Origin of the sequence: Halorubrum sp. T3, from assembly GCF_000296615.1 — an archaeon.
Classification (GTDB): domain Archaea; phylum Halobacteriota; class Halobacteria; order Halobacteriales; family Haloferacaceae; genus Halorubrum; species Halorubrum ruber.
On sequence record NZ_ALWQ01000008.1, the window covers coordinates 46,067 to 70,653 of the forward strand.

Sequence of the window (24,587 nt, forward strand, 5' to 3'; positions counted from 1 at the left end):
GGTTTTATCTGCCGCTCGAAACGAACGGACATGGCTCTCGACCGCATCGTTTCGGCACTCACCGCGGGGAAGCTCCGGATCGCCGTCGTCGCGCTGGCGGTCGTCGCCGCCGCGGTCGGCGGGGCGTTCGCCCTCGGCGTCCTCGGCGTCCCGAGCGTCGCCGCCGTGAACAACTCCTTCGGCGACGTGACCAACGAGACGACGGTCGTCGAGACCGACTTAGTCGTCTCGAACCCGAACCCGATCGGGGTCGGCCTCGACGGCGTCTCGATCGATTACACCGTCTCGATGAACGACGTCGAGATGGCGAGCGGCGGCCGCGAGGGGGTCAGCGTCGCCTCCGGGAACTCCTCGATCGCGTTCGAGACCGACCTGGACAACGACGCGATCCCGCCGTGGTGGACCAGCCACGTCCGGAACGACGAGCGGACGACGGTCGCGATCGACGCGCGGATCACCTCCGACCTCCTCGGTCGGGGCACGAACCTCACCCGCACCCGGCAGGTCGAGACGGACCTCATCGGCGCGTTCGCTTCCGAGGAGACGCGACCCGTGAACGCCGACGCGCCGCTCGTCGACGACCCGGTCCTCTACGTCAACGAGACGCGCGGGCGGTGGGGAACGGTGAGCGAGGCAGAGACGCCGATCGAGATGGAGTTCGACGTGTACAATCCCAACCTCGAACCGTACGTGGTCTCCGAGATCGGCTACGACGTGACGATGAACGACGTCGAGATGGGCTCCGGCTCGACCGACTCGGAGTACGTCATCCCCTCGTACGGCTCCGAGACGGTCGAGCTGTCCGCCGCGCTCCGCAACGAGCGCCTCGACGAGTGGTGGGTGACCCACCTGAACGAGTCGGACAACGGCCACCAGGTGAGCGACCTCCGGATCGAGTTCTACGCGGTGGTCGAGCTCCCCTCCGGCGAGGAGCTCACCGTCCCGCTGGACGCGCTGACATACGAGGAGACGATCGAGACGGACATCTTCGACGAGGGGCTCGACCGAGGCGAGGGGAGCGACGCCGGGAACTCGACCGACTCCGACGGCTCCGACGACGGAACGAGCGACGGTGAAAACACGACCGACGACGGCGAAAACACCAGTGACGGTGGCGGCGACAACACGAGCGACGGCGGCTCCGGGGACGACAACACGAGCGACGACGACTCTGGCGACGACGACGGCGGGCTGCTTCCGCTGATCGTCGGCCGCTGACCGCGGTCCGTCCCGCACCTCGGCGCGCACCTCCGCTCGCCGTCCGAACCTTCTTGCCCGCCCGCGGCCGCGTTCCGGCATGGCAACCGACGCCCAGCAGGCGTGTTTCGAGGCGGGGATCAAGTTCGGCTCGCTGTACCACCAGTTCGCCGGCACGCCCGTCAGCCCGTCGAGCGCGCGGAGCCTAGAGGCCGCGATGGCGGAGGCGATCGAGAACCAGCCGCACTGCGAGGCGGTCGACGTGACGGTCCACGACGACCGCGTCGCGGACGCAATCGACCACGAGAACGGCTACACCGAGCTCACCGGCTCGCTGATGGACGTCCGGATGCGGATCGCCTACGAGGGCGTCACCGTCCGCACGCGGATGGAGATGGAGGACGGCTATCCCCTGATGAAGCTCGTTGAGGTGGTCGACGGCGGCCGGTCGGGCTCCGGCGACGCCGACTCGTCGCCCGCCGCCGACCCGAACGCTTAGTACCGCGAACCGTCTACGGCGAGCCGAACGGCGGTCGACGCTCCCGATCTCCCGCTTTCAGAGACCCACATGGTCGACAGACGACACGACGGTCGGACGGACCGAACCGGCTTCGACGAGACGAAGAACTACCTCTCCGAGGCCCTCGGCCGCGTCGTGCCCCGTTCGGTGGCGCGGCGAGCGATCGAGGTGACCGTCAGCACGGACGCCGCCGAGTACGCGCCCGACGAGCCGGTCGCGATCACCGTCGCGATCCGCAACCGCCTGCCCGTCCCGGTCGAGGTCCCCACGACGACCCGCCGCCTGTGGGGGTGGGCTGTCGACGGCGTCTTAGAGGCCACCGACGAGCGGCGCTACGTGTCCGCCGAGGAGTCCTCGCTGTCGCTCCGGGCCGGCGAGACGAAGCGCGCGACGGTCACGTGGAACGGGCGGTTCCGCCGCTCCGACGACGACGGCCTCGATCGGTCCGTCCGGGCCGAGCGCGGCGACCACACGGTCTCCGTGTTCGTCCCGGTCCCCGACGCCGACGAGCGCCACGAGGACGCCACGCAGATCCGGATCCGATAGCTGGCGGTCGCCGGTCGGCTGTCAGCTTCTCTGCCGAACCGAGCGGCGAAAAAGGAGGGCGGTCAGTCGTCCGCTTCGGTCGCTCCCGCGCCGGAGCGGGCCGCGTCGTCGACCGCGGGCTCGTCGACGGCGCTCGCGAGCGCCTCGTCGCGACGCAGGTGACACGCCGAGTAGTGACGGCCGTCGGTGAGGTCGGACGGCACCTCGTAGGCGGGCGTCGTCGTCGCGCAGACGCTCTGGTCCGCGAACCGCTCGCTGAGGATCTGTTCGGCGTCGTCCCATTCATCGCGCTCGATGTGCCCGAGCGCCTCGTCGAGCAGGGTGCCGGCGTCGCCGCTCGGCACCGCGTTTCCGAAGTACCGCGACCGGAGGGTGTCGGGGTCGGTCTCCTCGAACGCCCGGCGCTCGACCGCGCGCTGGAACTCCACGACGTTCCGCCAGGCGTCCTCCGTCATGTCGTACTCGTCCGGCTGGATCACCTCCGGGCACCGTGTCCGGAACCGGCAGCCGGAGGGCGGGTCGATCGGCGACGGCACGTCGCCGGACAGCAACGCCTTCCGCCCGCCGCTCCGCGGGTCCGGGACGGGAATCGCGTCGAGCAGCGCCCGGGTGTACGGGTGTTTCGGGTTCTCGAACAGCTCCTCTTTGTCGGCCAGCTCGACGATGTTCCCGAGGTACATCACCGCCACGCGGTCGGAGATGTGGCGGATGACGCTCAGGTCGTGCGCGATGAACAGGTACGTGAGGTCGAACTCCTCTTGGAGCTCCTCCATCGTGTTGAGCACCTGCGCTTGGATCGACACGTCGAGCGCCGACACCGGCTCGTCGCAGACGATGAAGTCGGGGTTCACCGACAGCGCCCGCGCGAGGTTCACGCGCTGGCGCTGCCCGCCGGAGAACGCGTGCGGGTACCGGTTGTAGTGTTGCGGGTCGAGCCCGACCTTCTCCAACAGCTCCTTCGCGCGGGCCTCCCGCCCCTCCTCGTCGAGCATGTCGTGGGCCTTCATCGGCTCCTCGACGATGGGCCCGACCTTCATCCGCGGGTCGAGCGACGACTGCGGGTCCTGGAAGATCATCTGCATGTCCTTCCGCATCCGCCGCAGCGGCTCGCCGGACAGCTCGGCGAGGTCCTCGCCCTGGAAGTAGACGCTCCCGCTGGTCGGTTCGAGCAGCCGGAGGACGGTGCGCGCGAGCGTCGACTTCCCGCAGCCGGACTCGCCGACGAGCCCGAGCGTCTCCCCCTCCTTGATGTCGAAGCTCACGCCGTCGACGGCGCGGACGTCGGAGGTCGACCGGGAGACGTACGGGAACTCGTCGTCGAACTGGACGCCGGCGAACAGCCCGCTCTCGTTGTCGAAGTACTTGCAGAGGTCCCGGACCTGCAACAGCGCCTCGGGGTCCGACTCCGGCGGGCCGACTTCCGTCATTCCGCCTCACCCCCGGTCTCGGTGAAGCCGGCGGAGAACCCGCCGGTGGCCTCCGTCTCGATGGGTGGGCTCCCGTCGTACCCCACGTCGAACGCGTCGTGTTTCACGCACGCGGCCGTGTGCGGCGCCTCGCCGTCCTCGCTCAGGTCCCGCGGCTCGGGGTGGACCTCGCGGCACACCTCGCGCGCCTCGGGACACCGCGAGTGGAACCGACAGCCGGCGGGCGGGTCGATCGCCTCCGGCATCACCCCCTTGATCGGGTTGAGCTCGCCGACGGTCTCGTCGGGACGGGGCATCGAGTCGAGCAGCGCCGACGTGTACGGGTGTTTCGTGTCGTAGAACAGGTCGTCCACCTCGGCCTGTTCGATGATCTCGCCGAGGTACATCACGTTGACGCGGTCGCAGATCTCCGCGACGACGCTCATGTCGTGGGTGACCCAGATGAACGAGGTGTCGTACTTGTCCTGGAGATCGGTCACCATCTCGAGGATCTCGCCCTCGACGGTGACGTCGAGCGCGGTCGTCGGCTCGTCGGCGATGATCAGGTCGGGCTGGCAGGCGAGCGCCATCGCGATCAGCACGCGCTGTCGCATCCCGCCGGAGAACTGGTGCGGGTACTCGTCGTACCGGGACTCCGGCGCCGGGATCCCCACCTCTCTGAGCATGTCGATCGCCTCTTCTTTCGCCTCCTTGGCCCCTAAGTCGCGGTTGATCTCGATGAACTCCCGGAGCTGTCCCCCGACGGTGAACACGGGGTTCAGCGACTCCATCGGGTCCTGGAAGATGATCGCGATCTCGCGGCCGCGGATCCGCTTCCGCATCTCCTCTTCGGTGAGCATCTCGTCGCGGGGGCGCAGCTCGCCGTCGTCGCCCTCTTCGAGCCCGAAGATCGTCTCGCCTTTGAACTCAATCTCGCCGCCGACGATCTCGCCGGGACTGTCGACGAGTCGGAGGATACTGGAGGTCGCGACGGACTTTCCGGCGCCCGACTCGCCGACGAGCCCGACGATCTCCCCCTCGTTGACGTCGAAGGAGATGCCGTCGACGGCGCGGACCGTGCCGTCCTCGGTGAAGAACTGTGTCTTGAGATCGCGTACGCTGAGTAGTGGTTCGCTCATATCAGTTGTTGATCCGCGGATCGAGGGCGTCCTGTAGACCGTCGCCGAGGATGTTGAAGCCGATGACGGTGATCAGAATGGCGATTCCCGGGAAGATGCTGAACGTCGGCGCGGGGAGCATGTAGGCGCGCGAGGCGGACAGCATCTGCCCCCACGACGGCGTCGGCGGCTGCGCGCCGAAGCCGAGGAACGAGAGGCCGGCCACGATGAGGATGCTCACCCCGACCTGAAGCGTCGCCTGAACGAGCACCGGCGCGAAGCTGTTCGGGATGATGTGTCGGAAGATGATGTTTCGGTCTTTCACCCCGGCCGCCCGCGCGGCCTCGATGTAGTCCTCCTCGCGGATGGAGACCACCCGCGACCGGATGAGGCGGTTGAACACGGGAATCGCCGTGATCCCGACGCCGATCATCGCGAACGTGAGGTCGCGTCCGAACGCGGTCATGAACGCGATGACCAGGACGAGGAACGGGATCGCGTAGATGGTCTCGGTGACCCGCTGGAGCACGTCGTCGATCCAGCCGCCGTAGTAGCCGGAGACCGCGCCGATGACGGTGCCGCCGCCGAGGCCGATGGCGGTCGCGAGGAACCCGACCGTCATTGCGATCCGCGTCCCGTAGATGGTCCGGGAGAGCAGGTCGCGACCCCGGTGGTCGGTGCCGAGCGGATGCTCGATCGTCCCCGTCCCGAACTGGTTCTCCATGCCGACCGGCGGGAGGAGGCGCCTGACCCGCTCCGGATCGGTCTCGGGGTTGTACAGCACCGCCTCCGCGATCGCGTAATCGAGGACGTAGTAGTCGAACGCGGCGAACACCGCGACGAAGGTCATGAACCCGACGACGTAGGTCCCGATCCGCGCCGTCGTGTCCTGTCTGACCTGCTTCAGGGTGTACCGCAGGCCGACGCGGGCCTCGACCTCGTCGGGCCCGCCGCTCTCGTCGCCGCCGTCCGCCGTGTCGTCGTCCGAAGTTGCGCTGTTAACAGACATTATTCCTCGTCGTAGGTGACCCGCGGGTCGAGGTAGCTGTACGTGATGTCCGTGATGATCACGCCGATCACGTAGACGAACCCGAACACGAGCGTCGTCCCCATGATCAGCTGGTAGTCCTGGTTTTGGATCGCCGTAATGATCAGTCTCCCCATCCCCTGGATTCCGAAGACGGTCTCCGTGAGGACGGCGCCGCCGAGCGCGGTCGAGAGCCCGAGCCCGATGATGGTGATCACCGGGAGCTGTGCCACTTGGAACGCGTGCTTACGGACGATCGTCGACTCGGGCACGCCGTACGCCCGGGCGAGCTTCACGTACTCGCCTTGGAGGGAATCGACCATCGACGAGCGCTCGATCCGCGTTATCTGCGCCATCTGGAGCGTTCCGAGTCCGATCATCGGGAGGAAGAGGTGATGCATCGACTGGCGTATCACTTGGAACCGCGTCGCCGCGCCGCGGACGTCCGCCGGGTTCGCCCACGGGAGGACGAGCCCCCGCGCGGGGAACCACCCGAGGTGGAACGCGAAGACGATGATCAACACCAGCCCGATCCAGAACGACGGCGTCGAGACGCCGATCAGCGAGACGATCCGGGAGACGTGGTCGGCCGGCTCGTTCCGCCGCTTCGCCGAGATGACGCCCAGCGGGATCGCGGTGATGACCGCGAACGCGAACGCCGACAGCATGAGCAGCAGCGTCACCGGCAGCCGGAGGATGATCATCTCGAGGACGGGGCGATCGTAGTAGATACTGAGCCCGAGGTCGCCCGTCGCGACGCTGCTGAGGTACGCGAAGTACCGTACGTATATCGGCCGATCGAGGCCGTACTGGGCGCGGATCGCCTCGACTTGCTCCTGTGCCGGCGTCGGCCCCAGCATGATCTCGACCGGGTCGCCGGGGATCTGGTTTGCCAGGAAGAACGTTATCGTCACGATACCTATCAGTACGGGTATCGCCTGTGCGAACCGCCGGAGTGTGTACCGAAGTAGACTCACTGTCGTGGATTCCTCGTTGCTTCGATTCGGTTTTTGCTGTCGCTTATCCGTTTCGCTCCCGCTGACGCGTCGGTCTGGCGGCCGTAGACGGACGGCCGAACGCGGCGCGACCGTCCGGGAGCGTCCGCGTTCACCGCCGCGCCGAGAACTCCCTGCGTTCGTCGTCACGGACGAGACGCGGAGACCGCGTCCCGCCTGTCGGTCGGGTTACCGGTTGACCGTGACGTCGTCCATCTGGATCTCAGACGAGATCGGGTGTGCGCTGAACCCGTCGACGACGCTGCGAACGCCGTAGGAGTTGTTCAGGTTGTACGCGGGAAGGTGGACGCGCCCTTCGAGCAGCGTCGTCGTCGCGTCGATGTACAGCTGGCGGCGCTCCTCGCGGTCGGCGGACTCGCGGGCCTGCGTCAGCTTCGCCGACGCCTCGTCGTAGCCGTGGAACGTCCCGTTGGTGACGCCGTTCGTCTCCTGGCTCAGCAGGTTGTACGCGAACGTGTCCGGGTCCGGAGAGCCCGACCAGCCGAGCGTGTACATGTTGTAGTCGTCCTCGTTGCCGGTGAGGTACGCGTCGAGGAACGTCCCCCAGTCGAGGCGCTGGACCTCCACGTTCTGGAAGCCGGCGTTCTGGAGGCCGTCTCCGATGGAGATGCCGATCTGTTCGCGCTTGTCGTCCGGCGGCACGATGATCCGCCAGTTGTAGTCCATCGGCACGCCGGCCTCATCGAACAGCGCCTGCGCCTGTTCGAGGTCCTGGCCGTGCTGGATGTCGGACCACTCGTCGACGGGGAAGTTCCACTCCTCGGAGATGGACGCCGGGTACGGGCTGACCTGCCGCACGCCGGCCGGTTCGACGAAGTTCTCGACCGCCTGATCCATCGAGACGCAGTAGTCGACCGCCTCTCGGACGAGGGGGTCGCTCGTCGGCCCCTCGGCGCAGTTGAACGCCAGGTAGAAGTATCCGATCCCCGGGACCTCAGTGATGCTGGCGTTCTGGTTCGACTGGACCGTCTCGTACAGCTGCGGCGGGATCGTCTCGATGATGTCGACGTTCCCCGTTTCGAGCTCGGTCACGCGGGTGGTCTGCTCTTCGATCGGTTCGAACTCGATCCCACCGATCTCCGGGAGGTTGTCGCCGTCCCAGTAGTCGTCCCACCGCTCGACGGTGGCGTAGGACTCCGGCTCCCACTCGACGAGCTGGAACGGCCCCGAGGTGACCGGGTCCTCGTTGTACGCGTCCGTGTCCTCCTGCCGGACCTCGGCGTTGACGACGTTGCGGATCATCGCGATCTGGAACGCGCCGTAGGGGTACGACAGGTCGAACTGCGCGGTGTGTTCGTCGATCGCCTCCGCCGTGTCGACCATGTCGACCTCGGCGGCGTTCCCCGTCTCCTCTTCCACGGGGGCCCGCATCGTGTGGATGACGTCCTCCGCGGTGACGGGGTCGCCGTTCTGGAACTCGGCGTCCTCGCGGATCGGGACGATGTAGCGCGTGCCGTCGCGCTCGATGGTGGGCTGATCGGCCGCGATCTTCGGTTCGATCCCGAGGGCGTCGTCGTACTCGTAGATCCCGTCGAATATCCGCCCGGCGATCTGTGCGGACGGCACGTCGTTCAGGACGACCGGATCGAGGTCGAGCGGGCCCTTCACCTGCGAGAAGTACAGCGTCGGGGCGCTCCCGCCGTCGGAGCCGTCGCCGCCGTCGGAGCCGTCGCTGCCGTCGGAGCCGTCGCCGCCGTCGGAGCCGTCGGAACCGTCACCGCCGTCTCCCCCGCCGGTACACCCGGCGAGCATGAAGGAGGTACCGGCCGCCCCGCTGGCGAGGAGCTTCCGTCGCGAAATGCGTTGTGTGTGTTGTCGACGCATACAGCCGACCTCTTGTTTCACTCTAATAAGTATTTTGGGTCACCGTGTCCGTACGGTCACCTCTGGTCGCTTCGTTGTCCTTTTTTGCGCACCCTCACCCCCAAACGTCGTCCGAATGAGGAAGAAACGACTGCCGCGATCCGAAATCCACCGATCGATCCGCAGTCGAAAGCATAAAATAAAATATCTGATGCTCTCGCGCGCCGAGCGGCCGGAACGCCGGCCGCGAGTCGCGAATTATCGCCGAGTCGCGAATTATCGCCGGGCCGCGAATTATCGCCGGGCCGCGAGTCACCGGCGAGTCGCGAGTCAGCGACCGCGCGGCGGCGGGTCCTCGGCCGCGTCTCCGGTGCCCGTCACGGTTCCGACTCCCTTGCTCGACCCCTCGCGGAAGACGAACCGCTGCCCCTCCTCGATCAGGTACGGCCGGAACTTGAAGCGGACGCGGGCCTCCCCCGTGTCGCCCGGGAGCAACCGTCCCTCCTCGGGGTAGAACGCGGCCGCCTCGGAGACGGTTTCGAGGTGGACCACCGGCTCGTACCCCTCCTGGATCCGGGTCGGGTGGTTCAGGACCATCACCTCGGCGTCGAACTCGCGGACCGGCTCGGGGTCGCTCCCGCGGGGCACTAAGGCCATCCCGCGTTCGATCTCCGCCTCGTCGACGCCCTTCAGCGCGATGCCGACGATCCGCCCCGCGGTCGCCTTGTCGACCCGATGGTAGTGCATCTCGATCGACCGCGCCTCCACCTCGCGGAAGGACCCGTCGGGCATGGGACCGAGCAGGAGCTCGTCGCCCGTCTCGACGGTCCCCGAGTTCACCGTGCCGGATGCCACCGCGCCCACGCCCGTCACCTTGTAGCTGCGGTCGACGTACATCCGGAAGGTCTCGCGGTCGGGCGTCGCGCGCTTGGGAAGGCGCTCGAACAGCTGATCGAGCGTCTCGACCCCGTCCTTCGTCACCGCGCTGGTCCGCAGCAGGGGGACGACGCCGTCGCCGACCTCAGCGACCGCGGTGTCGACCCCGTGGCGGTCGACGAGGAGGGGGGTCTGTCCCGCGTCGCGCAGCATCGACTCCGTCTCGCGCTCGACCTCGGCGAGCCGCTCGTCGCTCACGGCGTCCGCCTTCGTGATCGCGACGATCGTCGGCAGCTCGGTCGCGAGGAGGATCCCGAGGTGTTCGCGGGTGGTCTTCGTCGGGCCGTCGTCGGCGGCGACGACGAGCAGCCCGTAGTCGAGCTTCTGGCCCACGAGCCCGCGGATCGTCGTCCGGAGCCACGGCTCGTGGCCGACGGTGTCGACGAAGGAGACGAGCCGGTCCGCCGCCTCGACGACGCCCGCGCGGTCGGCCTTGCGGTGGGGGTTATCCATCCGGACCGGCTCGTCGGCGCCGTCGGCGAACCCGTACACCGCGTACGAGAGGTCCGCGGAGAGGCCGCGCTCGACCTCGTGGGGCTGGACGTCGAGGAAGCCGCGCGTGCCGCCCTGCCCGTCGTCGGCCCTGCCGGTGACGAGCGTGCCGACGAGCGTCGACTTCCCGTGGTCGACGTGGCCCGCGGTGCCGACCACGAGGTGGTCTTCGTCGGCCTCGAACACGCCGCCGTCGCGGAGCGTGGCGAGCCCGACCAGCCCAGCCTCGTCGCCGTCGCCGCCGGAGCCGGCGCTCCACGTCTCGACGTCGGCGATGTGGGCGTCCGCCTCGTCCGCGAGCAGCGACAGCACGTCCATCGTCTCCGAGAAGGCCTCGGGGGAGATTCCGGCAAGCCCGCCGTCGTCGGTGACGCCGAGGACGTAGGTCGCCTCGCCGTCCCCGGAGAGGACGCGGTGGCGGAGCTGGGCCACGAGCGACTCCATGCGCCCGTCGGCGAGGTGGACCTCCCGGGTCAGCCGCTCCTTGAACTCGATGGCACCGCCGTCCCGTTCGCCGCGCTCGATGGCCCGCCTGAGGGCGGACCGGTCAGCGCTCATGTCCCCTCGTAGGCGAGGACTCGGCTTAACGGTTTTCGTGGTACGTGACCCCACGACTCGTGATCGGCCGTCCCTCTCCGGGAGCGCTCCGGCGGGCTATTTATCCGATCCCCGCGGACAAGGAGGGTATGGACACCTCGGTCCCCAGCGTCGCCGAACGCCGCGTCCACGTCGTCCCGCTCGGCTACGAGCGCGACCGGATCGTCGAACCCCTCCGCCGCCACGGCGCCGACGTCGCCTACCTCCTCGTCGACGCCCCCGACCGCGAGGGGGCCCGCGGCGACGTGGACTTCGAGGCCGCCAGCGCCGCCGACCCCGCGGACACCCGCGTCGACCCCGACGGGCTCACGGACTACCAGCGCGACGCGTGGACGGCCGCCGCCGAGTTCGCCGCGGTCCGACCGATCCCCGTCGCGCTCGCGGACGTGTACGACGTGCTCGGCGTGACGACGACGGTCGCCGCCCGCCATCAGGCGAGCGCGGCGGACGGCGACCGCCTCTTCGGGAACGTCTCGACCGGGCCGCGGATCGCCGCCGTCGGCGTCGCGCTGGCGTGTATGATCGTCGGCGCGCGCCCCTACAGCGTCGAGCCCGAGCGCCACCGCCACGACCGGCGCGAGGAGCCGCTCACCGAGGGCGTCGCCCGCACCGTCGACCTCCCGATCTACCCGATGGACGCGCCCACGACCGATCAGGTCGCCGTCCTCGGTCGCCTCCACGAGCGCGCCGAGGAGAACGTCACCACCGACAAGTGGAACCTCATCGAGTGGGCGCGCGAGCGCGACCTCGCGTTCCTGCGCGAGGCGGGCGAGAGCCGGACGGCGAAGTACCGCGCCTTAGAGACGCACGTGCTCTCGCCGCTGCGCGACCGCGGCTACGTCGAATTAGAGGACGTCGGCCGCTCCGACACGGTCCGGCTCACGGAGACCGGTCGTCGCGTCTTCTTCGCGTTCAAGCACAAGATAGAGGAGTAGCGGGGCTTCGCTCGTCCCACGAGCGTCGACCGGTCGACACGTACGACGCGACTCATCCGATTCGAACGCGCTGTTCGGTCTGTCCGTACTATCGACGGCTAACGTAGAATTATCCCCCGCGCTTCGATTTAGATGCGTGACGCCCGCCGGACGGTCGGGGCGCCCTCCCCGCCCTCCACCCCGCCTGTCCGCTATCGGTCGCCGGTCGCCGCCGCTCCCTCTCGCGGCGACCGGCCCCCGCTGACGCCGCCGCGCCCGCCCGGCGGACCGTCACGAAGCGACGGCCCCGCCGTCGCCGTTCCTCCGCTCTTTCGTTCACAGAGGAACGAGCAGGAAGCCCACGGCTTCAGCCGTTCACGAGACGCAAAGCGTCTCGTTAGCCAATCAGAACTCATAGAGTTCTGATGACGTGGGAGGAATCCGACACTCCCCGCAACATACCTTGAGCGATAGCAACCTGACCCCCCACTACCAGCCGCAGAATTTATGAATAAATAGATCAACATGTGAAATGTAGATGGGGGATGTGATTCGCACCGTCAAAGTCAAACTCGACGTGCCCAACGAGCGGTGCGACGACCTCCATCAGACCAAAGAGCAGTTCCTCCACTGTGCGAACACGACCGCAGCGTGGGCGTGGAGACATCGAGATGGACATTGCGTCACCTCGAAACAACAAGCCGAGAACGCGCTCTACGACCAACTTCGCGACGAAACGGAGTTGACTGCGAACCTCGTCCAGAAAGGGATTCGACGCGCTATCGAAGCCACAAAAAGCGGTGTCGCCCGACTCAAAAAGGGCGAAAACACCAGCCAACCACAGTTCGACGCGTGGAGCGTGGTCTACGACAAGCGCTCCGCGACGTTCCACCGCGACCACGTCTCTCTTTCAACAGTGAACGGGCGCGTCGAGTGTGAGTACGTGATCCCTGACGATCCCATGGGAACACCGATCGGCGAGTACTTGCTGAACGAGGACTACGAGTTTCGGATGTCCACGCTCCAGTACGACCGCTCGACCGACTCATTCTACCTCCACGCGCGGATGCGCCGTACTGAACGCGAGGAACACGAGCAGTCCACGGCTGCTGCTTCTGACGCCGAGCACAGAACAGTCCTTGGCGTCGATTTGAACGTGGACGGCTCGCTCGCCGTGACTTCGACGGGCGCGTTCATCGGGAACGCCGACGAGATGAACCATCGACGCCGCGAGTTCGAGAAGACCCGCGGGTCGATGCAACAGACGGGCACGCGGTCGGCACACCTGTCGATCCAGTCGATGGACGACCGCGAACACCGCTGGATACAGAACGAACTCCATCGTGCTTCGAACCAGATTCTCGACGAAGCTCGCGATCACGGATGTACGCACGTCGCGTTCGAGAACTTGACCGATATCCGGGATCGGATGACTGGTGCGAAGCGATTCCACGCGTGGGCGTTCCGACGCTTGTACGAGTACGTCGAGTACAAAGCAGAGATGCTCGAGATTGAAGTCGAGCAGGTGAGTCCCGCATATACGTCTCAGCGGTGTTCGAAGTGCGGCTTCACACACGAGAGAAATCGGGGGTCGAAACACCAGTTCGCGTGTCAGAAGTGCGAGTACGAACTGAACGCGGATTACAACGCGAGCAAGAACATCGCTCGGAAACTGTTGAAACGACTCCATTCGGGGCAGACGTCTTCGGATGGAGGCGCACGCTGTCAGTGTGCGCTAAAGTCAGGGACGCTGAACCTGAAGGGCGGATTCACCGCCAGCGTCGATTCGACGACAGAAGGGGAGTCCACTGACAAGCCCACGACTTCAGTCGTGGGTCACTGACTCCTCGGTTAGGTCCACGTACGTCCGTCGGACCGTCACGGGCGTCACGTCGGCGACGTCGGCGGCCTCCTGCTGGGTACACTCTTCGTCGAGCTCGCGGGCCGCGGTGTAGAGGCAGGCGGCGGCGACGCCGACGGGGTTGCGGCCGTTCGCGATCCCCTCCTCGACGGCGCGCTCGGCCAGTTCGCCTGCGCGGCGCTCGACGGCCGGGTCGCAGCCGAGGTCGCTGGCGAACCGCGGGAGGTACTCCGCGGGACCGCTCGGGGCGATCGGCAGGCCGAGCTCGCGGTTCATGGCGTCGAAGGCGGCCCGGTGCTCGGCCTCCGTCGCCTTCGCCTCGGCGCACACCTCGCCGACGGTACGGGCCACGTCGGCGGTGCGGCAGGCGACGTAGACGCAGGCCGCGGCGAACCCTTCGAGCGAGCGCCCGCGGAGCAGGCTCTCCTCTTGCGCCGAGTCGAACAGCGCGCAGGCGGCGTCGCGGACGCTGTCGGGTAACCCCATGACCCCGGTGAGCCGCCGGATCTCGGTGTAGGCGTACACCTTGTTCCGGTCGCGCTTCGTCGAGATCTGCGCGCGGTTGTGCTGGGTCCGCATCCGGGCGAGCCGGCGGCGCTTGCGCCCCTTCACCTTCGTCGAGCGGCCGATCTCAGTCGAGAGCCCGCGGTCGTGGCGGGAGCGCGTCAGGGGGGCGCCGGTGCGCTTGGGGTTCGTATCGTCGTCGTCGAACGACCGCCACTCGGGGCCGTGGTCGATCCGGTCGGCCTCGACGACGAGCCCGCAGTCGGCGCAGACGCGCTCCGCGCCGTCGACGCGCGTGCGGCCGCCGCACTCGGGACACGTCTCGCGGTCGCCGCTCTCCTCGGCGGCCGGCGTCTCGGACTCCTCGCCCGCCGAGACCTGCTCCGTGGTCGCCGCGCGGTCAGCGGTCGCAGCGCGGTCGGCGGTCGCGGTATCGTCGGTCTCGGTCCGGGGCGAACGAACGCGGGTCGAGGGTGCGTCACTCATCACACGTCGAACTCCGGCCCGATGCCTTACTTAAACCCGGGCGAATCGGCGGTCGATCGGCCGGATCGCGGCGCGCGAACCGACCGGTTATCGGTCGGTGATCGGGCGGTCGAGGGCGCCGCAGTACGGTGGTTTTAACCCTCCGGCCGGGCCATCTGCTCGCATGACGCTGTCGGAGATCGCGGCGGGGGTCGAGGTGACCTCGCGCCAGCGCGATCAGGGGGTCGCGCTCGCGGACGACACGGACACGCCGCTCGTCGACCGCCTGTCGGATCACGCCGAGTCGCTCCCGTGTACGCCCGAGGCGACCGCCACGCTCGTCGACGCCTACACCGCCGGGCGGAGTGTCGGCGACGCGGCCCGCGAGGCGGGCGTCTCCCCGATGACGGCCGCGAAGGCGCTCCACCGGTGCGGCGTCGCAGGCGTCTGCCCGCTGTCGCCGACCGGCCGCGACGTCGTCCGCGACTGGCTGGCGGGCCGGACCGCCCGCAGCGAGGCCGTCGAGCTCACCGGCGGCGACGAGGCCGACTTCGCGCTGGCGACGTACGTCGAGACGCACGACCCGGTCGAGCCCGTCGCGGAGGCGGTCGACGCGCAGGTCGCCGGCTCCGCGCCGCTCGGCGAGGGGCTCGGCGCCGACGACCCCCTCGGCGACGCGCTCGGCGCCGGCGACGGGCTCCGCTGAGTTCGGACTCTCCTCGAGTTATCTCAGGGCGTGAACCGTTCGACGAGCCCCGGCTCTGGGAACTCCACGCCGAGCGACGCGTCGAACGCGGTCTCGTAGGCGGCCGCGATCGCCCGCGCGTACGCGTCGTCTCCCGTCGCCGCGGTCGGCGCGGCAGCCACCGCGGGATCGGTCGTCGGCACGCGGACGACGCCGCCGGCGCCGTCGTCGCGCTCGTCCTCGTCACTCTCGCCGTCGACCCCCGCTCGCTCGACCGCGAGCGTCGCGTCGAGGCTTCCCCCCACGTCGGCGATCCGCCCGCGGAGCCGCTGGGCCGCGTCGCGCCCGTGGGCCGTCGCCGGCCTGACGGCGACCGCGCGGTCGACGGTCGTCGCGGCCGCGACCGCCTCGTTCGACCCGACGGGCGCGGCGTCGACGACCACCGCGTCGTACGTCGTCGCCGCCTCGTCGATCCGCCGCTCAAGCTTTCGGGCGGCCTCCGCGGTCTTCGCCCGCGCGACGCGCTCGAACGGCGCCCTCGCGGGTATCGCGTCGACGCGTCCCGGGAGGTCCGGCGCGTCGTCCTCGCTCCCGTCGCCGCCGCTCCCCCCGCCGAACCCCGACCGCTCGGCGCTCGCACCGGTTCCGGCGAGGGGGTACGCCGCCGCCGACAGCGCCGCGTCCGGATCCTCGGTGAGGAGCGCGGTGAGGTCGGGGTCGATCCGTCCGGAAACGTACTCGGACAGGCCTTGCGTCGTGAACGCGGCGTCGACGACCGCGACGTCGTCGCCGTCGCGCGCGCCCATCGCCGCCAACTCGACAGCGGTCCGCGTCGTCCCCGCGCCGCCGGTCGCCCCGACGAGCGCGAGCGTCGTCGCCTGCATGTCCCGGCCTCGCCGGAGGTGCTTCTTAAAAAGATCGAAGCCGAGCGGCGGCGTGGCGTCGCTCGTTCGTTTCAACTGGAGAACGGCGTGGCCGCGGTCAGCCGTCTATCGCCGCCGCAACCTTGTCGGTGCCGAGTCGAGTTCGTTGTCGGAGAGGTTGGGCCGCCCGCCGGCAACCGCGTGGATCGGCGCGGTGCTTGACGCCAGGGTTCCTGTCAAGGTTGTAGGTGAACCGACGAGGCACTCAGCAGGACCGGTCGGCGCGATCAAGAGCCCGAGTTCGCGGTTCATCGCGTCGAAGGCGGCCCGGTGTTCGTCTTCCGAGATTATTTTGATACGAACCTCTTTGGTGTGGTTGACGATCATAATCGAAACCCGTTGTTCATGACGAAACAAGGGTTAGTCACGAAGAACACAATTCAGGCGACATTCGGCTGTTACGCGCCCTTGTGAGTACGGTGCCGCGTGTCCGTTCGGCGAAAACTCGGCAGAGTGTAAAGTCCGGAGTAACCGCGATAAGGCAGGCGAATGTCTCGGTGCTACAACTAGACATCCCTTCCGTCGTAGTTCAATCACGCACGCACATCTTGACAACGATGTCCCGAAACGCATGGTGTCGGATGAGTGTGGTGTGTATGTTGAAATTTTGACCAGGCACTACGACAGGGAGAAAGAAGTGCGAAACCAAGAGATACGCCGGAGGTGTCTCTACGATATATAAACGAAATTAAATCTAAATCTATCCCGATTTTACTCTAAACACGGAGCCGTCGGTGCGCTTGAGATCCCCGGCACGTTGTACGTGGCAAAACAAACCGGTGCGCCGATTTGCTCCTGATCGGACGGTAGATTTATTTGTGCCATGGCCCATGCTAAAGGTGAAGGGAGTTCAGAGAACGACCGGGCGACCCCAGTTCCAGTAGGATTCGCCCGGTGGCTCCCCTACAGAAGCCATGATTAGTTACGGTCACATCGATGAAAAAGGTGCCGATGAGCCAGATCCGGCTTATAAGCACCACTGTAAAGAGTTTGAACTGCGCAATGACAAAACCGCCGGAGACGGCTTGAACGGCTCCATCAGATTAAACGAAAGTGATCTGAAGGCAGTTGGAGCCGAGCCGGGAGACCCAATCAGGGTATACGCTGAGGCTAACGGTCGTTGGATCCTGTACGAGCGTAATTCGTACTCTGATCGAGCGGGTGTTGGTATGCCCAAGAGTTGTCGTGAAAAACTGGGCCTCAACTCCAATAACCGGACGGTAGAGATCTGGTTAGATGAGGTGGAGTCTGAACCAGATGACTCCATAGACGAAAAGGAAGATACCGGAACGCAGGTGTCACTGACTGGTGAGGAAACGCCGGACCGAGAATACGTCCTGATTCCGAACGACAGCCCGGTTAAGTACCACCACGTCAGTTCGTCGAATCACACGGAGACGGAGTGCGGAATCGACTTCGACGAACGAGAACACCGGATATTCAGTGACCCCGGTGATGCCCTCGACCAGTGTAGCGACTGTGCTGTCCGGTCATCTGACGACATGACGAACAAAGAACTTGTAGAGTGGCTGGGTGACCAAGCAGGATTCGACGCAGAAGGCGGGACACCAGCCTACCTCAGCAAGGGCCAACTTGTCGCTCTTCGTGACTATGTGCTTGAATTACAGGAACAGTCCGAGGACTCGGCTGAAGAAGGCGATGGTGCTGATCTGTCGACACTCACCGTAACTGGGCGATCCGAGGCCTAAGATACGGATTCGACAGTCAGTCATCAACATTTCGGACTAATCGAGAAAATCCCAAAAAGTCGGTGACCAATCAGTCCACGACGCCCCTGTCGGCGGCTGACCGCTTTACTTGGAGAGGCAAGGCCGCTCCCGTCAGCCGTCGATCGCGGCCGCGACCTCGTCGGCGACGGCGTCGAGCTCGTCGTCCGAGAGGTCCGGTCGAGCGCCCGCCACCGCGTGGATCGGCGCGCCGCCGTCGCCCTCGAACCGCGGGACGACGTGGACGTGGACGTGCGGGACCTCCTGGCCGGCGGCCTCCCCGTCGTTGACGCCGACGTTGGCCCCGTCGGCGTCGACCGCGTCCTGAATCTTCGGCGTGAGCGACGCGACCGCGTCGAACAGGTCGCTCGCGAGGTCGGCGTCGAGGTCGCCGACGTGCTTCGCGTGCGACTTCGGTATCACCAGCGTGTGCCCGCGCGCGAGCGGGTTCGCGTCGAGGAACGCCAGCACGGCGTCGGTCTCGTAGACGGTGCGCGCCGGGATGTCCCCGGCGACGATCGAACAGAAGATGCAGTCGTCGGACATACCCGAGCGATCGCTCGGGCGTCTCATCAAGGTTTCCCGGGCCGCGGTTCGCGGTTCTCGCTGCCCCGCGACGCGGCGAGGAGCGGCCGCGCCCCGCTCCGCCAACGGACCTATATCCGCCGCGCCGAAACGGGCGGTATGGACGACCGGCTCGAACGCGTCATCCGCCAGCAGCTCCGGAAGGCGGGCAAGCAGTTCGAGGAGGCCAGACGCGCCTACGCCGAGGGGCGCGACGATCCGGAGGGCGACGCGGCCGCGGCGGCGCGGTTCGACCTCCCGACGGACGACTCCGGGCGCGCCCGCATCGTCTGCCGCCGCCACGCGGAGCGCCGGACAGTCCCGGTCGACGCCGAGGGGCGACCGGCCTGCTTCGAGTCGGGTCACCCCGACTGCGAGGGGTGCGCCGAGGACGTCCGCGACGGCGTCGTCGAGACGTGGTGACCGCCGAGTTCGTGCGGGATTCCAGCGGTAGCGCTGCGATCCCACCCGAATACGTTTCTGTCCCGGGGTTCTGATGAGGCGCATGAAGCGGGCCGCCGTCGTTGTCGCCCTCCTCCTCGTGGTCGGGGTCGGACTCGTGCTCTCCGGGTTCTTCGCCGGGGTCGCCGAGGAGCCGGCGGTCGACGACGTGGCCGACGACCGCCTCATCGCGGTCGACGGCGACTACCGGCTCTGGCCGTACACCAGCCGGACCCGGACCGTCGAGGGCCGGACGCTCGCGATCAACGTGGTGTTCCACGCCGACGCGGCGGCGACCCGGGCCGCGATCGAGGGCGACGCGGCCGCGGACTGGCAGGAGACCGAACCCGAGGAGGCCGCGGCGACCGCCGGCGACGACCAGGTCCGGGAGTTCGTCGGCCGCGACTGGCGGGACGCCCATAGTTCGCTCCGCTACTCCTACGTCGAGGGGCCGAGCGGCGGCGTGTGGCTCACAGAGACGTTCGAGCTCCACGACGGGGCGTACCTCGGGGTCCGCGACCACCTCCGGGCGTACGAGTCGCCCGACGGCGCCTACACCGCGATACAGGCCCACGAGGAGTACTACGACTGGTTCCGGCTCCGCCACACCGTTCCGGAGATAGACGCGCCCGCGACGCGGCTGGAGGACGAGTTCATCGAGTCGGACCGCGCGAACGACGTGCGACGCGAGTACCGCGGCATCGACGGCGGCCACAGCGACGGCTGGCTCTCCGTGATCGAACTGGCGGCGACGGCGGCGCTCGCCGGGGCGCTCCTCGGGCGGCGGACCCGCGAGGCGGCCGTCGACCTCTTCCGCCGGCTCCGCGCCGACGCGGAGCGACACGCCGCGGCCGCGACGCTGGGGCTCGCACTCGGCGTCGTCCTCGTCGGCGTCCGCTTCGCGGGCGTGACCCTGGAGACGGCGCTCCCCGGCGTGTCGCCGAAGGCGATCGCGGCGCCGCTGTACCTCGTCCTCGCGGTCGGGCTGCCCGCGCTGGTCGTCTGGCGCGCGCCGCGATCTACTCCCGAGGCGGCCGCGTTGGCCGTCGTCGTCGGGCTCGGCGGCGGCTTCGTCGCCGACTTCGCGGCGCTCGGGGTGGCGGTTCCCGCCGACCTCATCGTCCACCGGTTCGCGCTGCTCGCCGCGCTCGGCGTCGTCGCGATCGGGCGGGCGGCCGCGGACCGGCCGGTCACCGTCGTCGGACTGCTGGCGTGGGCGATCGGGCTCGCGCTCCCGCTGGCGGACGTGATCTGACGGGGCCGAGGCGGCCGCATGCGGGGGATCCGACGCGCCGACGCGACCTCTCGGCGCGGCGACAGCACAGAAGAGATATACACGGTGACGGAAAACAGGGAGAAACGAAGAATGACGCGACCGATCAGTCGACGAGCGGCGCTCGCAGGGCTCGGCCTCGCGGCCGCCAGCGCCGGCTGCCTCGGTCGTACGGAGAACATCGCCGGACGGAACCCGCACTCGCAGCTGACCCTGGAGATCAACACCACGCCGGCCGACGGCGACCCCAACGGGATCCGGATCGCGAGACAGCTCGAAGAGCACCTGACCGCGGTCGGCATCGACGTCCGACTCAACACGGTCGGACAGACCGACCTGTGGCGGAAGGTGCTCGTGAACCAGAACTTCGACCTCTACGTCGGCCAGTTCGTGGAGACGGAGCCGTTCGATTCGGACGCGCTGTACGGGCTGACGCACTCGCAGTTCGTCGCGGAGCCGGGGTGGCAGAACCCCTTCGGGCTCACGGAGATCGCGGTCGACGACCTGCTGGAGGAACAGCGCCGGGCGGCCGGGAGCGACCGGTCCGACGCCGTCGACGCGCTTCAGGAGACGGTGTGTGACCTCCAGCCCTTCTCCGTCGTCGCGTTCCCCGACGCGCTCACCGCCGTCCAGGGGGCCCGGTTCGAGGGGTGGACCCAGGACCGGCAGCCGGTGTCGGTCACCGGGCTCCTCGGCCTCGACGCCGTCCCCGACGCCGACTCGGCGGGAGACGGGGGGTCGGACGGCGGCAACGCGACGGCGGACGGCGGCAACACGACCTCGTCGGCGACGGCGGACGGCGCGGACGCCGAGGGCGGGGCCACCCTCCGACTGGTGACGACCGACGACCGAATCACGGAGAACTGGAACCCGATCGCCGCCGAGTACCGGAAGTACGGCACGTTCACCGGCCTGTTGTACGACCCGCTCGTCCGCACGGACGGCGAGTCGACCGTCCCGTGGCTGGCGGCCGACTGGGAGCGCCCCGGCGCGAACACCGTCGATGTCGCGCTCCGCGACGCCCGGTGGCACGACGGCGAGCCCGTGACGGCGAGCGACGTCGCGTTCACCTACCGGTTCCTCCGAGACACCTCGCTGGGGAGCGTCGAGACGTCGGTGCCGACGCCGCGGTTCCGCGGGCGGAGCTCCCTCGTCGAGGACGAGCGGGTCCTCGACGACGCGACGGTCCGACTCACCGTCTCCGACGTCAACGAGACGGTCGCCGCGCGGGCGCTCCGGGTGCCGATCCTCCCGGAACACGTCTGGTCCGAGCGGACCGACGCGGCGACGATCGGGGGGTTCGAGTTCGACTTCGAGACGACGGAGGCGGTCGTCACGAACAACCCCGACCCGGTCGGGAGCGGCCCGCTGCGGTTCGTTGAGGCGACCGCCGGGGAGTCGGTCGTCTTCGAGCGCAACCCCGACCACTTCCTCGTCCGCTCGGCGGCCGACGCCGACGCGGAGGCCTCGGAGGAGACGACGGACCCGCGAGCGGGGATTCCACCCCGGTACCACGGCAAGCCGGCGTTCGACCGGCTCCGAATCGAGGTGTCCCCGTCGGACATCTCTGCCGTGGAGGCGGTCGCCCAGGGGCTCGCGGACGCGACCGTCTCGAACCTCGGCCCCCAGTCGGTCCCGCGGATCGGCCGCTCGGACGACGCGCGGCTCGTGAGCGGCCGGTCGGCGGCGTTCTACCACGTCGGCTACAACGCGCGGCGGAGCCCGCTGTCGAACCCGCGATTCCGGGCGGTCATCGCGCGGCTGATCGACAAGTCCGCGGTCGTCGACGAGGCGTTCGACGGGTACGCGCGGGCGGCGGCCTCCCCGCTCGCGGCGTCGCCGGACGCGGTCCCCGACTCGCTGGCGTGGACTGACGGAACCGACCCCGTTCACCCGTTCTTCGACGACGAGGGGTCGCTGGACGTCGAGGCCGCTCGGGCGGCGCTGCGGGACATCGGGTATCGCTTCGACAGCGAAGGGCGGCTGCTCTCGCGGGGGCAATGAGTCCGTTCCTCTCCGTCCTCTCGTCGGTCGTGGGGTGGGTCGCGGTGATGCTCGCCGTCGCGTCGGTCGCGATTGTCGGGCCCGCCCGGCTCCGCGAGACGTGGAGCGGGCTCCGCGACCGGCTCTGGGACGCGCGTCGGGCCGTCGCGCTCGTCTGCGTGGTGCTTCTCGCCAGCGCGGTCGGCCGCCCGGCGCTTTTGAACGTCTCCAGGCTGTTCGGCATTCAGGCGACGGCGTTCATCTACGGGCTGGAGGGCGGGTTCGTCGCGTGGATCCAGGCGACGTTCGCGTCGCCCGCGCTGACCGCGTACTTCTCGCGGGTGTACGTGTACGGGTACGCGTTCCTCGTCGCGTTCCCGGCGATCGCGTACCTCGCGCTGCCTCGAACCGCGGATCTCAGGCGGCTGCTCGTCGCGTACGCGCTCAACTACGGGATCGGACTGGTCCTCTACACGCTGGTGTTCGCGCACGGCCCGCGGAACGTGATGCCCGACATGGTGACGCCGCTGCTGTTCACCAACCAGCCGGACGTGATACTGCTCGCGAGCGAGGTGAACGAGAACTCGAACGTCTTCCCGTCGCTCCACACCTCGCTTTCGGTCACCGTGGGGACGTTCGCGGTGCTGACTCGCGAGGAGTACCCGCGGTGGACGGCGGTCGCGGTCCCGCTCTCGCTGTCGGTCGTGATCGCGACGATGTACCTCGGCATCCACTGGCTCACCGACGTCGTCGCCGGCTTCGCGCTCGCGTTCGGCTGCGTCGCGCTCGCGTACCGCGTCGTGGACCCGCGGGGCGACGCCGCAGAAGTGAGCGACGACGCGGGGGGAGAGCGTCCCGGGTCGGGGACCGGCGCGGACGACTGAGCGGTGCGCCCGTTTTCCCCGACCTCAGACCCCTTCGACGAGGCGTTCGAGCTGCTCCGGCGGGACCGCGCCTCGGGCGGCGTGGCCGTCGTACGCGAACGTCGGGACGCCCGTGACGCCCTGTCGCCGCGCTGCGTCGAACATGTCGGTCACGCGCTCGCGGAGGTCGTCGTCGCCGAGCGCCTCGTCGACCACGGCGGCGTCGAGTCCGTCGATGTCGGCCGCGATGTCGGCCAACACGTCGCGGTCGCCGATGTCGCGCCCCTCCAGCCACAGCGCGTCGAAGACGCCCTCGTCGAACGCGAGCCACGCGTCCGGCGCGGTCTCGCGCACGCGGACCGAGACGACCTGCGCGGGCAGCGAGTCGACGTCGGTCGCGAGCTCGAGCTGCATCTCGTCGGCGCCGTACTCCTCCTGAAGCCGGCGGACGTTCTCGCGCGCCTGCTCGTAGTACTCCTCGTCTTTCCCGGTGTCGGCGTCGTGATCTATCTCCCCGTCGGGACCGCGCTGGCCGGCGCGGAGGTCGAACGGGTGCCAGTCGATGTCGAGCGGTTCCTCGCGCGTCTCTTGGTAGTTCGCGAGCGACCGCCGTCCGAGGAAGCAGAACGGACAGACGTAGTCGGAGTAGACGGTGATCGCCTCGGGCTCGTCGGCGCCGGACGCGGCGTCGGAGTCGGTTGCCATGCCGCCCGCTACGCCGCGGAGCCGAAAAGGTTGTTCGGCGACGGCAGGCGGTTGGCGGGACGATCCGCGCGGCCGAATCGCCGGACCACCACCAATTAATATTATTAGGTTGTATCACCGCGTATGCCCGAGTACGATCCGGTCGACCCGCCGGTCGCGCTGACGGTCGCCGGCAGCGACAGCGGCGGCGGGGCGGGGATTCAGGCGGACCTGACGGCGATGCGCGCGCACGACGTCTTCGGCGCGTCGGTCGTGACGGCGACGACTGCCCAGCACACGCGCGGCGTCGAGGACGTTCACCCGCTCCCGGCCGACCACGTCGCGAGCCAGTACGCGGCGGTCGCCGACGACTTCGACGTCGGCGCGATCAAGACGGGGATGCTGGCGACCGCCGAAATCGTCGAGACGGTGACCGAGGCAGTCGCGGACGCCGATGCGCCCCTCGTCGTCGACCCCGTGATGGTCGCTGCGACCGGCGACCGACTGCTCTCGCCCGCCGCGGAGGACGCCTACGAGGACCTGATCGCGGCCGCGACGCTCGTCACGCCGAACGCCGATGAGGCCGCGGTGCTGACCGGCGAGCCGGTCGAGACCTCGGTCGATGCCGAGGCGGCCGGGCGGGAGCTCGTCGGGCTCGGCGCGGACGCGGCATTGGTGAAGGGCGGGCACCTCGACGGCGAGGCGGTCGAGGAGGGCGTCGTCGTCGACACGCTCGTTCGCGCAGCGGGTGCGGGTGGGGGTGAGAGCGAGCCGACCGTCGACCGCTTCGAGACGCCCCGGATCGACACCGACGCGACGCACGGCTCCGGCTGCGCGCTATCGAGCGCGATCGCGGCGCGGCTGGCGCGTGGGGAGTCGGTTCGTGGAGCGGTCGGCGCCGCGGTCGAGGAGATGACTGAGGCGGTCCGGCGCGGCTACGATGTCGGCGACGGGCCGGGCGCGGTCAACCCGACGGTGTTGGGCGAGGAGTGAGCCGTCGAATCGGGTGATTGTTTATAAATAATCGCCTGCGAATCGGTGG

Annotated in this window: 22 protein-coding genes and 1 pseudogene; 12 read left to right on the plus strand and 11 right to left on the minus strand. The window is 68.5% G+C overall.

The window, feature by feature from the left end:
• The first annotated feature begins 30 nt into the window (after positions 1–30).
• From B378_RS0100235 to B378_RS0100245, 3 genes are all read left to right on the plus strand, one after another.
• Positions 31–1,218 (plus strand): LEA type 2 family protein, encoded by a 1,188-nt coding sequence (locus B378_RS0100235; protein WP_017341834.1) that lies wholly within the window; start codon positions 31–33, stop codon positions 1,216–1,218.
• A 79-nt stretch (positions 1,219–1,297) separates the two neighbouring features.
• Positions 1,298–1,696 carry a dihydroneopterin aldolase family protein gene (locus tag B378_RS0100240; RefSeq protein WP_017341835.1) on the plus strand — a complete coding sequence of 133 codons (399 nt, stop codon included), beginning with the start codon at positions 1,298–1,300 and terminating at the stop codon, positions 1,694–1,696.
• 69 nt (positions 1,697–1,765) lie between these two features.
• On the plus strand, positions 1,766–2,263 hold the full coding sequence (locus B378_RS0100245) for a hypothetical protein (protein ID WP_017341836.1): 498 nt from the start codon (positions 1,766–1,768) through the stop codon (positions 2,261–2,263).
• Positions 2,264–2,325: 62 nt separating this feature from the next.
• On the opposite strand, the gene B378_RS0100250 is transcribed toward B378_RS0100245, so the two are convergent.
• The 6 genes from B378_RS0100250 to B378_RS0100275 form a co-directional block, all read right to left on the minus strand.
• Positions 2,326–3,690 (minus strand): oligopeptide/dipeptide ABC transporter ATP-binding protein, encoded by a 1,365-nt coding sequence (locus B378_RS0100250; RefSeq protein ID WP_017341837.1) that lies wholly within the window; start codon positions 3,688–3,690, stop codon positions 2,326–2,328.
• Positions 3,687–4,808 (minus strand): ABC transporter ATP-binding protein, encoded by a 1,122-nt coding sequence (locus B378_RS0100255; RefSeq protein ID WP_017341838.1) that lies wholly within the window; start codon positions 4,806–4,808, stop codon positions 3,687–3,689. The genes B378_RS0100250 and B378_RS0100255 overlap by 4 nt, the downstream gene beginning before the upstream one ends.
• Position 4,809: 1 nt before the next feature.
• Positions 4,810–5,796 carry an ABC transporter permease gene (locus B378_RS0100260; protein WP_017341839.1) on the minus strand — a complete coding sequence of 329 codons (987 nt, stop codon included), beginning with the start codon at positions 5,794–5,796 and terminating at the stop codon, positions 4,810–4,812.
• A complete protein-coding gene (locus tag B378_RS0100265; protein ID WP_256364735.1) occupies positions 5,796–6,791 on the minus strand; it encodes an ABC transporter permease in 996 nt (331 codons plus the stop codon). Before B378_RS0100265 ends, B378_RS0100260 begins: the two co-directional genes overlap by 1 nt.
• Before the next feature lie 207 nt (positions 6,792–6,998).
• Entirely contained in the window at positions 6,999–8,654 is a 1,656-nt protein-coding gene (locus B378_RS0100270; RefSeq protein ID WP_026046099.1) for an ABC transporter substrate-binding protein, read from the minus strand.
• A gap of 309 nt (positions 8,655–8,963) precedes the next feature.
• Positions 8,964–10,619, minus strand: a complete 1,656-nt coding sequence (locus B378_RS0100275; RefSeq protein ID WP_017341842.1) for a GTPBP1 family GTP-binding protein — start codon at positions 10,617–10,619, stop codon at positions 8,964–8,966.
• Between the two features lie 128 nt (positions 10,620–10,747).
• Here B378_RS0100275 and B378_RS0100280 point away from each other — a divergent pair, with 128 nt between their 5' ends.
• Together B378_RS0100280 and B378_RS0100285 are read left to right on the plus strand one after the other, a co-directional pair.
• Positions 10,748–11,593, plus strand: coding sequence for a DUF6293 family protein (locus tag B378_RS0100280; RefSeq protein WP_017341843.1), 846 nt, complete (start codon positions 10,748–10,750; stop codon positions 11,591–11,593).
• 517 nt (positions 11,594–12,110) lie between these two features.
• Entirely contained in the window at positions 12,111–13,415 is a 1,305-nt protein-coding gene (locus B378_RS0100285; RefSeq protein WP_017341844.1) for an RNA-guided endonuclease TnpB family protein, read from the plus strand.
• Here B378_RS0100285 and B378_RS0100290 read toward each other — a convergent pair.
• On the minus strand, positions 13,398–14,423 hold the full coding sequence (locus B378_RS0100290; RefSeq protein WP_017341845.1) for a transcription initiation factor IIB family protein: 1,026 nt from the start codon (positions 14,421–14,423) through the stop codon (positions 13,398–13,400). The genes B378_RS0100285 and B378_RS0100290 overlap by 18 nt on opposite strands.
• A gap of 163 nt (positions 14,424–14,586) precedes the next feature.
• On the opposite strand from B378_RS0100290, the gene B378_RS0100295 reads away from it, so the two are divergent.
• Complete coding sequence (locus B378_RS0100295) at positions 14,587–15,108, plus strand: hypothetical protein (RefSeq protein WP_017341846.1); 522 nt, start codon at positions 14,587–14,589, stop codon at positions 15,106–15,108.
• Between the two features lie 23 nt (positions 15,109–15,131).
• On the opposite strand, the gene B378_RS0100300 is transcribed toward B378_RS0100295, so the two are convergent.
• Positions 15,132–15,971, minus strand: a complete 840-nt coding sequence (locus tag B378_RS0100300) for a hypothetical protein (RefSeq protein WP_017341847.1) — start codon at positions 15,969–15,971, stop codon at positions 15,132–15,134.
• Positions 15,972–16,158: 187 nt separating this feature from the next.
• Positions 16,159–16,295 (minus strand): annotated as a pseudogene (locus B378_RS17495) (transcription initiation factor IIB family protein); the annotation flags it as partial.
• 629 nt (positions 16,296–16,924) lie between these two features.
• Between B378_RS17495 and B378_RS16550 the strand changes: the two are divergent.
• Positions 16,925–17,719, plus strand: a complete 795-nt coding sequence (locus tag B378_RS16550) for a hypothetical protein (protein WP_155118147.1) — start codon at positions 16,925–16,927, stop codon at positions 17,717–17,719.
• A 132-nt stretch (positions 17,720–17,851) separates the two neighbouring features.
• Here B378_RS16550 and B378_RS0100315 read toward each other — a convergent pair whose 3' ends face one another.
• Complete coding sequence (locus B378_RS0100315; protein ID WP_017341849.1) at positions 17,852–18,283, minus strand: HIT family protein; 432 nt, start codon at positions 18,281–18,283, stop codon at positions 17,852–17,854.
• 138 nt (positions 18,284–18,421) lie between these two features.
• Between B378_RS0100315 and B378_RS0100320 the strand changes: the two genes are divergently transcribed.
• The 4 genes from B378_RS0100320 to B378_RS0100335 all read left to right on the plus strand — a co-directional run bounded on the left by B378_RS0100320 (position 18,422) and on the right by B378_RS0100335 (position 22,882).
• Positions 18,422–18,724 (plus strand): hypothetical protein, encoded by a 303-nt coding sequence (locus tag B378_RS0100320; RefSeq protein ID WP_017341850.1) that lies wholly within the window; start codon positions 18,422–18,424, stop codon positions 18,722–18,724.
• 82 nt (positions 18,725–18,806) lie between these two features.
• Positions 18,807–19,997 (plus strand): hypothetical protein, encoded by a 1,191-nt coding sequence (locus B378_RS0100325; RefSeq protein WP_017341851.1) that lies wholly within the window; start codon positions 18,807–18,809, stop codon positions 19,995–19,997.
• A 111-nt stretch (positions 19,998–20,108) separates the two neighbouring features.
• The gene (locus B378_RS0100330; RefSeq protein ID WP_017341852.1) at positions 20,109–22,019 is read left to right on the plus strand and encodes an ABC transporter substrate-binding protein; all 1,911 of its coding nucleotides are present in this window, start codon (positions 20,109–20,111) and stop codon (positions 22,017–22,019) included.
• Positions 22,016–22,882 carry a phosphatase PAP2 family protein gene (locus B378_RS0100335; RefSeq protein ID WP_017341853.1) on the plus strand — a complete coding sequence of 289 codons (867 nt, stop codon included), beginning with the start codon at positions 22,016–22,018 and terminating at the stop codon, positions 22,880–22,882. Before B378_RS0100330 ends, B378_RS0100335 begins: the two co-directional genes overlap by 4 nt.
• Before the next feature lie 24 nt (positions 22,883–22,906).
• Here the strand turns inward: B378_RS0100335 and B378_RS0100340 are convergent, their stop codons facing one another.
• Positions 22,907–23,566, minus strand: a complete 660-nt coding sequence (locus B378_RS0100340) for a DsbA family protein (RefSeq protein ID WP_017341854.1) — start codon at positions 23,564–23,566, stop codon at positions 22,907–22,909.
• Between the two features lie 123 nt (positions 23,567–23,689).
• On the opposite strand from B378_RS0100340, the gene thiD reads away from it, so the two are divergent.
• Entirely contained in the window at positions 23,690–24,538 is an 849-nt protein-coding gene (thiD, locus tag B378_RS0100345; RefSeq protein ID WP_017341855.1) for a bifunctional hydroxymethylpyrimidine kinase/phosphomethylpyrimidine kinase, read from the plus strand.
• Positions 24,539–24,587: the final 49 nt, after the last annotated feature.